Origin of the sequence: Accumulibacter sp. (genome assembly GCF_016789985.1) — a bacterium.
GTDB lineage: Bacteria > Pseudomonadota > Gammaproteobacteria > Burkholderiales > Rhodocyclaceae > Accumulibacter.
This window is the reverse complement of record NZ_JAEUOL010000171.1, coordinates 1-9,019: the sequence shown is the minus strand read 5'-3', so window position 1 is coordinate 9,019 and position 9,019 is coordinate 1. Positions and strand designations below refer to the sequence as shown.

Below are 9,019 nucleotides of genomic sequence, written 5' to 3'. Positions count from 1 at the left end.
TGGATCTGCCTGTCCAGCCGCGCCTGGGTGTTGGAACGGATGATCACGGCTTCGATGTCGAGCTTGGCGCGGATCTCGGCCTGCCACTGCTCGCACAGGTGAGGCAGGCAGATGACGGCGAAGCGCTTGATCTTGCGGCGCTCGAGCATCTCGCGGACGATGAGCAGCGCCTCGACGGTCTTGCCGACACCCACATCGTCGGCAATGAGCAAACGCACTTGGTCCTGCTTCAGCGCCATGATGAGCGGCACCATCTGGTACGACCGCGGGCGGAACGACAGCTTGGCCAGGCAGCGGAACGGGCCAGCGCCGTTTCGGAACGCCAGACGGGCAGCGTCATGGAGCAGGCGCGCCGTAGCGAAGTCGCTGAGGTCGGCTGCAGTGGGCGGCGCGAAACGAGCGTCCTTCGGTTGCTCGCCGCCGAGCGGTAGATATAGGCCCGTGACCTCGTCTTCGGATCCGCCAAGCGGCTTTAGAACCAAGAGATCCGGGTCGGCCGACGGCAGGACGACCCAATCGCGGCCGCGCAGCGAGACCAGCTTGCCGGGTTGGAGAGCGACGCTCACTTGACCTTCTTGAAGATGTCAGGACGCGCAGTCACCTTGGCGGCCAAGTCTTCCTTGTAGTAGTAGACCCAGACCTCGTCGCCGCGCGCGAGGATGGCTTGCCGCTTGGCCTTGTCGTCCTCCTGCACTCCGGGCTGGTCGTGCGGCGTGCCATCACAGAAGACCCAGATGCGCGGGTCGTAGTAGAAGTCGGGCTGAACGTAGAGCCCATCCACGCGCTTCTGGGCTGCATCAGGCAACCGCAGGCCGTTCTCGTACAGGTGGTCAATGAACTTGCGCTCGGTCGACGAACTGGGATCCAGGTGCTTCAGCAGGCTGGCGTACTGATCGTCATAGCTGGCGTAGCCCTTGCTCGTGTGGATCTCCAGCTTACAGACAGCCAGCTTTGCCAGGGCGTCCTGGATCAGGTGCCGGTCAATGATCTGGTGGTCGCGCTGGTTGTAGTAGCTCAGCAGATCGTCGTAGGACGCCGGCCCTTTGTACTCGGGATCGTCGAAACGACATAGCTCTTCCGCTCTCGCGACCACGGCATGGAAGGCGGCGATGTCCTCGACGAAGCGGGACAAGATGCCCAGGCTGCCTTCGGCCGCCTCGTACAGGAGGATGTTGGGCGCACTTGCATCGCCTACCGAGATGACGCCGATTTCGCTGGATTCGATCTCGAAGACTTGCTCGATCGCGCGCCTCAGTGCGTGCTGCAGCGTGACCACGCCATCAGATTTCAAGCCCAGCGGTTGCACTGGCACGATATAGAGGGCATCGGCCAGGTTCGAAGTCCATAGTTTAATGCGTCGGAACTCTTCCCGCTGGGGTTCTGCCGGGTCCGGCATGGACGGCCGCCACTCGCCGCTGACCATGCCGATGGGAAAGCCATCGGTTGTCTGTGCACGCCACTTCTCGTTGACATGCACCAGGCGTGCAGCAGGCACGAACATCAGGTTAATCAATGCGTCGTCGCCGACCTTCAGACTCGCCCTTTGGACGCGACCCATGTCGCCGCCATCGATGCTGAAGTAGGTCTGGATCGAGAACCCGCGCGACGCGCGTTCTTCTTCCTCACAGGAGATGCGGTCGACCTCTTCGGCCCTTGACTCCGTCATCTCCAACAGGTCGTGCAGATGCTCCTTGTTGGCGTTGTCCGACAGGCTGACGCCGGACAGCGGGCAGTACTCCAGCTGAAGCTGGTCGCCCACCAGGAAGTACCCGGCCTTGGTGCTGATCTTGGCTTCGGTAAGTGCAGTTTCGGCCTCCTGCACCACCAGCTGACGAACCTGGTACTTGCGACCGCTGTGGTAGATGACATTGAGTGGTCCGAACTCGCGCAGTGCGATCGACCGGGGGCGCGAGATGAACTCTCCGTGGGTGTCCGACGTAGGCAAGAACACGCGCAACGGCAACCGGGTGAAGTTGTAGCCCGGCAGGAACCCTTCGGAAGCCAGGTAGCGGTAGGGGTAGAACTCGGACAGCTCTGACGACCCGCCGCCGCTGTTGCGAAGCAGATCCAGTTGCCGCGTTGCCTGATCCTGGCTGCGCTTGTACTTTCGGTACTCCTCGCTGCCGAGGCTGAGCGTGCCGCTCTGAATCTTCTGTGTGGCCTTATCCAGTGTGCTGCGCGCCGTGCGGTACAGGGTGCGCCAGCGCTCGATGGAGTGGTTCAAGTTGTCTGGCAGCGCATCCAGCGTCTGCTCGATCCAGGCGTCGGTAAACCAGTGGCTGGCCCGCGTCTTCAGATCGCCTTCGAAGTCCTTGATGGCGCGTTGGAACGTCGCGCGGATCCGGTCCTTGGTCAGGCTGCCAAGCTGCAACCCTGAGCGAACGCTGGCCAACAAGGGCAGCTCTCGCTTGTCCTCATCCAGGAATCGCGTGATGGACGGCCGGCCACCTTCGTGGTTCTCCAAGCCCGGTAGCCCCACTTCCGATACTGCGAGCGCGTTGAGGTGCGTCTGCAGTAGCTCCCGATTGGCCAGATCGAGCCGCGGTGGCTGCACGACGCCTGCGACCAGGCTCGGCTGCTTTCCAAAGTAGTGCCTATCGTGGGGTGAGTAGGTCGAGCAGTAGGTGAACACCAGTGCCCCTTGCCCGCCGCGCCCCGCGCGGCCAGCTCGCTGAGCATAGTTGGCGGGGTTGGGTGGCGCGTTTCTCAGGTGCACCACGCTGAGCCCGCCAATGTCGATGCCCAGTTCCATGGTGGGAGAGCAATACAGCGCGCTGATCGCCTCGTTGCGGATGCGGACCAGATCGGGCAGATTCTTGTCCGGGTCGAGATACCAGTCCGCTCGGAACCGGTCCTCCCGATCACGCCGCTGATCGACGTTGAGCTGGCCGGTGTGGTCCTCAGCACGCAGTCGCTTTGCTGCTGCGAAGTCGCGCCGATACAGATCCTGGAAGAAGAGATTCGGCCTCGGCGCCTGCTGCTTGTAGCTGCGGCGCTTGATGAGGTCAGCCTTGACCGTCTTGAGATCACCTGGCCGCCAGACGAGCTTTTCGATGCGAAGGCGATACAGCGTGATGCTATCGTTCTTCTCGCCCTTGGCAGTTTGTGATGCCAGGTAGTCGGCGCCTTCCAGCTTCTTCATCAGCAGCTTTACGAAGTGCCCGTAGTGGTCGCCGCGCAGATCAACATCAAGTTCGCGCTGCTTGACAAAGAGTTTGATGAACTTGCCAAGACCGCTGGCTGGCCCCATGCTCTTGGAGGCGACTTTGGCCGAGCGGTGCAAGGTCTCGATCCGCATGTAATACGGTTCGCGCAGGCTCTCGTTCGGATCCAGTGTCCATGGGGCCCGCAGCTTCTCCCTAAAGAGCTTCTCATGCTCTCGAAGCTTGCCTTGGGTGAGGTAGTTCTCGCTGTATAGCGCGTACTCCAGGCGGAAGAAGTCGAGGACGGCCGTGAGGAAAAGCAGACGATCTTCGACGTCCATCTCTCCGAGGATCGGTAACTCGCTCCAATACGTGTCTGTCCCAGCCACCTCCGAGAGATCTGAGTAGGAGATCTCAAGGAGCGCGCACTGTTCCAAGTTCGGCAGCACGATCCGCCAGCTCCGGCGCAGATCGCCCAGGGCGCGGTACAAGAGGAATACTTGGAAGAGCTCGTCATAGCCGCGCTTGATGTTCGGCAGTTCTGGCTCTGCGTTCTTATTGCCGTACTCAACGAAGGGGAGCTTGAGTGCGGCGAAGACCGCTGCCCCCAGACGCTCAAAGGTCAAGCCAGTATCGCCGGCCGTGGTGACTGCGCGCTGAATTCCAGCCCGGAGGCGTACAACCTGCACGAAGTCGTTGAAGTGCCCCGCCTGCAGGGCAGCATCCTGACGGTTGTCCGTGAAGCTGATGAGTTTCTGATCCCTTGGGGCGAAGCCGACGTCACTGAGGCGATTCAGGATCGAGAACGTCGTGATTGTCGTTGACGTGCTCCGGCCTTCGCTACCCAGCTTGGTGAGCTTGGTTCCCTCATTGGTCTTGGTGTCGAAGAACACGCCTGCCGTCGGGTCGAACAACAACGGCGAGCGCATGAACCAGCCCCACCACTTCAAGGATTCAGTCTCCGAACACCGCCCCGTCTCGTCGAAGTTCAGCCGAATGGGAAAAAACGCGCGCTTGCGGCTGTCCGGCCCGGTTCGCGCCTTGTTCAGCCACGAGTCGGGCAGAAAGGCCAGATCGTCGCGCTCATCCCAAATGTCCTCGCCGATAATCAGGTAGCCATCCTGTCCTCCATCGTCCTCGTCACTTGACTCGCGAAACTCGCGAGGTTCGAGGTGGTCGCCGACGCGGGTGACGCAGATGAAGGCGTGACCGCTGGCGCGGCTGAAAACGTTCGGAAAGATCGGTTTCTTGTTATCGTCATCGCTCTTGAATACGCCAGGTTCCAGCGTGATAAACCGGTTGTCGTCTTGATCAAGCGTTGTGTAAACGGAACCAGTCTGGGAGATGAATTGGTGGAGCTTGAAGGGCAAGATGGTGTAGCGTTTTCCGCCGGCCTGGAGTCCCAGGTTGATCTGACTGATCCACTGTAGCAAGCCATCCAGGGCACCCTTTGCCGCGGATTGATCCACCCGTGCATCCCCCGCGAGGAGCTCGAGCACTTCCGAGGGTGGCAGCGGCTTGCCGCGGAGCAGATGTGCTGCGGACTGCCGGAGAGCCACCCTGTTCTCGAGCCATTGGCCCAGGGGATTGGCTCTGAGGTCGTCCAAGCTGGCCGACGGATTGATGCCTGCCTCGATTGCGGCCCGGAGCGCCGCGCTAGGGGGTACGGTGTCGCCATCGGCCAACGAACGGGCCAGTGACTCTGAAACCACCTGATCGACTAGGAATTTCCGACCAAAGAGCACCGTGGCGACGGCAGCGATCTGGACTTTTTGCTGCTCCGGGTCGTCGCCAGAGGCCATGGTGGCGGAAGTACCGATGCACACCAGCTTGTTTGCGCACTGAGCTTGAATGCGCCGGATCAGCATCGCCACGTCGGCGCCCTGTCGGCCTCGGTAGGTGTGCAACTCGTCAAACACGAGGTACCTGAGATACGCGTAAATGCTGTCTCGGATGCGGCGCTCAGCTGTTCGCGTCAGCAACAGCTCCAGCATCATGTAGTTCGTCAGCAGAACGTGCGGCGGGTTTTCACGCATCCGCTCACGGAATTCCTCTTTCTCCTGGCCCGTGTACTGGCCGAAGGAGATCGGGAACGGCTTGCCAGTCGCCTTCTCGAAGTTGCCCTGGTAGCGCTTGAATTCCTCGAACTGAGAGTTGATCAGCGCGTTCATCGGGTACACGATGACCGCGCGAATACCGCTCTCCGATGGGCGGCTGAGAAGGTCGTGGAAGATGGTGCCGATATAGGTGAGAGACTTTCCCGAGCCCGTGCCCGAGGTCACGATGAAGTCGCGGTCTCCAGTGCCCAGCTTGATCGCGCCCACCTGGTGCTTGTAGAGCGAGTAGCCCGTGAGGATGTCGGGGATGGCCGAGTGGACAACACCTGTGGCAGCCACTTGTTCGACTGTGCCACCCAATTCGTAGGCTGGGTTGAACTGCAAGAGTGGCTCTGGCCAGAGGCTTCCCTCGGCGAGCTTGCTCTCGACAGTCGAGCGGATCGCCGGGTCTGCGATGTTCAGAAAGCTCTGGATGTAGCTGGCATAGTCTTCGATGACGTGTTTGTGGGTCAGCAGAACGTCCATCTTCTAGTCCGCCACAGCGCCGAGGTAGTCGAAGTCCCTGCTCCGCGGAACTCGCTTACGGACCACCTGGTTGATCGTGAGTGTGTCCTCAATGATCGAGCCCCGATCCATAGGCTCATTTTGGAAGGCCCCTGGCGCGGCCTTGCACTGTTCGGTGATCCGCATGTCAATGTCAGCCTTTGAAAAGCACCAGCCAATGTCAACTATGAAGTCAGGGATCATTTTGGCCCGAACCAGCCGATAGATAGTCAGCTCGTTGGGATACAGATAGTCGGCGACTTCCCCGATCGTGATGATTCCGCTCGTGTCTGGGCTCGATACAATGGACGCCAGCGTTTAGGCGGAAAGGACGAAAGGATACTGCAAGACTTTCAATCCAGAAATGACGGATTGAAGGATCGTCGGCAGCCGCGGGCTCATCGGGTGCGCCAGGCTGTTGTAGGATCCGTCACGACGCGGGGCGCTCGGCCCAGGCCGTCTGTAGCGTGGACCGAACTTAGGGAAGGTGGGTCTGCCGATCGGGATCGAGGAAGTGGCGCTTCTGCCCCGCCCACTCCACCGGAAACGGCGCCATCAGATCCTTCAACGTCAGCGAAGCCGGCTGCCTGCCCGCGAGAATCGCCTCGACGATATCCGGCGCCAGCAGCGCCAGGCGCGCCACCCGACTGACGAACGACGCACCGATCTTCTCCGCCTTGGCGATCTCGTCGAGACAGCCATAGGTGCCGTTCTCCAGCAACCGCTGCCAGCGAAACGCCCTGGCGATGGCCTTGATCATCGTGTTGTCGATGGTTGCCATCGGCACCGGGTTGCCCTGACTCCCATCCGGCAATACGATCACCTTGCGACCACCCCGCTTCTTGAAGGTCATTGGCAGATCAACGGAGATGACATCAGCACTCATCACGCCGCCTGCCGCTCGGGCATCACCGACTGGATGAGTTCCCTCATGCCCGCCGCCTTCATGTCAATGCGCAGGCCGGTTGGGCTGACTGTCACCCGCTCCACGAGCAACTGAATGATCCGTGCCTGCTCGGCGGGGAAGAGTTCATCCCACACCGGCTCGATAGACTGCAGCGTCATGATGACCTCCTGCGCATCCGCCACCGGATCAAGCGCCACCACCTCGCGAATGGCCTGCGACATCACCTCGGGCGCCTGCAGCACGTTGCGGACCTGCGCGATCACGGCCGCCTCGATCTCGCCGGCGGGCACCCGAGACACCGAGCACGCCTCTTTGCCGATCTTCATCGACGCCGTATTGACGTAGTAGCGATAGACCTTGTCGCCCCTGAAGGTGGCTCCCGGCGTCATCGCCCACCCATCGTCGGCGAAGATCAGCCCTTTCAACAAGGCAGGCGCACGTGATGGCCGATTCTGCCGAGCCCGCTGTTCTGGTTCGCCACGCCCCAGCATCGCCTGCACCTGCTCCCACACCGCGCGGTCGAGGATCGCCTCATGCTCGCCCGCGAAGTGCTTGCCCTTGTACGCGGCAACCCCGATGAAGACGGGATTCCGGACGAGCTTGTACAGATAGCCCTTGTCGATCAGTTTCCCGGCACGGGTCTTGTCCTTGAGGGTCGTCCAGGACTTCGTCGTGACCCCTTCGGCACGCAGTTCGCGGCACAGGGTGGTCACCGACCCGAGCGCGATGTACCGCACGAAGATGCGCTTGACCAGCGCCGCCTCGCGCGGATTCGGCACCAGCTTGCGCTCAACCACATCGTAGCCCAGCGGGGGCATGCCGCCCATCCAGATGCCCTTCGCGCGACTGGCAGCGATCTTGTCTCGGACGCGTTCCCCGCCAAGCTCCCGTTCGAACTGCGCAAACGACAGCAGGATGTTCAAGGTCAGCCGCCCCATGCTGGTGGTGGTGTTGAACGACTGCGTGACCGACACGAAGGTCACTTTCCGGGCATCGAAGAGTTCCACCAGTTTCGCGAAATCCGCCAGCGATCGCGAGAGACGGTCGATCTTGTAGACCACGATGACATCGACCAGCCCTTCGCGGACATCGTCGAGCAGGCGCTGCACACCGGGTCGGTTGAGCGTCCCTCCCGAGAATCCCCCGTCATTGTAGGCGTCTGGCAGCGCCACCCAGCCTTCCGACTTCTGCGAGGCGATGTACGCTTCACAGGCATCCCGCTGAGCGTCCAGCGAGTTGTAGTTCTGCTCCAGACCTTCCTCGGTCGATTTGCGCGTGTAGATCGCGCAGCGCAGTTTGCGGGTCATCACATTCATGCAGACCTCCTTGACCGCAGGCCAAAGAACGCCCAGCCGTTCCAAACCGTGCCGGTGATGGCCTTGGCGATCGCCGACAGCGACTGATAGCGCTGGCCCTGGAATTCGAAATGCCCGGCCTGAACGGTGACCTCGTAAGGCGTGCCCTGCCACTCCCGAATCAACCGCGTGCCAACCACCGGCCGGTCATCGACCCGGCGACTGCGAACCCGCGCCCTGCCGCCATCGAGTTGCTCGCCCAATTGTTCGAGGCGTTTGAGGGTGCTGGTTTTCAGTCCGCCATAGGCCAGCTCTTGCAGCCGGTAAGCCAAGCGGTTCTCCAGGAAGCGCCGGTTGTAGGCCGGTGGTTCCGTGTCGAACAGGTCGCGCCACAGTTGCTTCAGCTCGGCGATGGGTGCGGTCTTCAGGGCCGCTACCCGGGCGAGTACCTCATTCATGCTGTGCCTCCCTTGGGGTTCAAAACAGGGTCATGAACGCGCTGTTCGGTCCGGTTATCAAGGGCTTTCTGACGCTGTTGGAGGCGCAGGACGCCATGCGCCAGGATCATGGCGATGGCGCGCACCGGACTGATGGGCGGGTGGTTGCAGGGATCGTGTTTGGCGGGCATGAAGGTTTATACCGACTGAGCCCGCGCTTCGTCTCAGCCGCCCTCCGCGCCCGACGAGACTCTGGTGCTCGACACCGAGGGCCGTCGGGTTCTTGGTGTCAATGCCGACCGAGGCCCTTTCAAGTACCCATCCGCCAGCACCCAGGCTACGTTCCGAGTGCCGGCACCTCCGGTGTCCATACCCGCGCCGTGAAGATTTGTTCACGGCCGTGAGCAAACGCTCACGCGGCGGAAGAAACACCGCCGGGGTGTGACCAAAGACACCCCACGGCGGCATTGAATCTTCCGCGGCAGCTCCGGCACGATGGGCTCCGTGGGAAAGGGGGGCACCGGTCGGCTCTCCGGCTCTCGACAACGGGAGCGGAGATCCGCAACGGGCCGAACACGCTCGGGGAGGGAACCATGGCGTCAGATCGGATGTGGAGCAGCGGCGACAGGGCGCGCGC

Annotated in this window: 5 protein-coding genes; all 5 read right to left on the bottom strand. The window is 61.7% G+C overall.

The features are described from left to right. The coding region (locus tag JNK99_RS10195) for an SNF2-related protein (RefSeq protein WP_291852312.1) at positions 1–566 on the bottom strand (566 nt) is incomplete at its 3' end. Continuing rightward, positions 563–5,725: a DEAD/DEAH box helicase gene (locus JNK99_RS10190; protein WP_291852309.1), complete on the bottom strand. Its 5,163-nt coding sequence runs from the start codon at positions 5,723–5,725 to the stop codon at positions 563–565. The genes JNK99_RS10195 and JNK99_RS10190, both read right to left, overlap by 4 nt. Positions 5,726–6,221: 496 nt before the next feature. Beyond that, positions 6,222–6,629: a hypothetical protein gene (locus tag JNK99_RS10185; RefSeq protein ID WP_291852306.1), complete on the bottom strand. Its 408-nt coding sequence runs from the start codon at positions 6,627–6,629 to the stop codon at positions 6,222–6,224. Next, complete coding sequence (locus JNK99_RS10180) at positions 6,629–7,966, bottom strand: recombinase family protein (protein WP_291852303.1); 1,338 nt, start codon at positions 7,964–7,966, stop codon at positions 6,629–6,631. The genes JNK99_RS10185 and JNK99_RS10180 overlap by 1 nt, the downstream gene beginning before the upstream one ends. Beyond that, positions 7,963–8,403 carry a DUF2924 domain-containing protein gene (locus JNK99_RS10175; RefSeq protein WP_291852301.1) on the bottom strand — a complete coding sequence of 147 codons (441 nt, stop codon included), beginning with the start codon at positions 8,401–8,403 and terminating at the stop codon, positions 7,963–7,965. The genes JNK99_RS10180 and JNK99_RS10175 overlap by 4 nt, the downstream gene beginning before the upstream one ends. Positions 8,404–9,019: the final 616 nt, after the last annotated feature.

Coding starts and splice junctions, on each gene's coding strand:
- JNK99_RS10190 (WP_291852309.1), bottom strand. CDS start 5,725: ATGGACGTTCTGCTGACCCACAAACACGTCATCGAAGACTATGCCAGC.
- JNK99_RS10185 (WP_291852306.1), bottom strand. CDS start 6,629: ATGAGTGCTGATGTCATCTCCGTTGATCTGCCAATGACCTTCAAGAAG.
- JNK99_RS10180 (WP_291852303.1), bottom strand. CDS start 7,966: ATGAATGTGATGACCCGCAAACTGCGCTGCGCGATCTACACGCGCAAA.
- JNK99_RS10175 (WP_291852301.1), bottom strand. CDS start 8,403: ATGAATGAGGTACTCGCCCGGGTAGCGGCCCTGAAGACCGCACCCATC.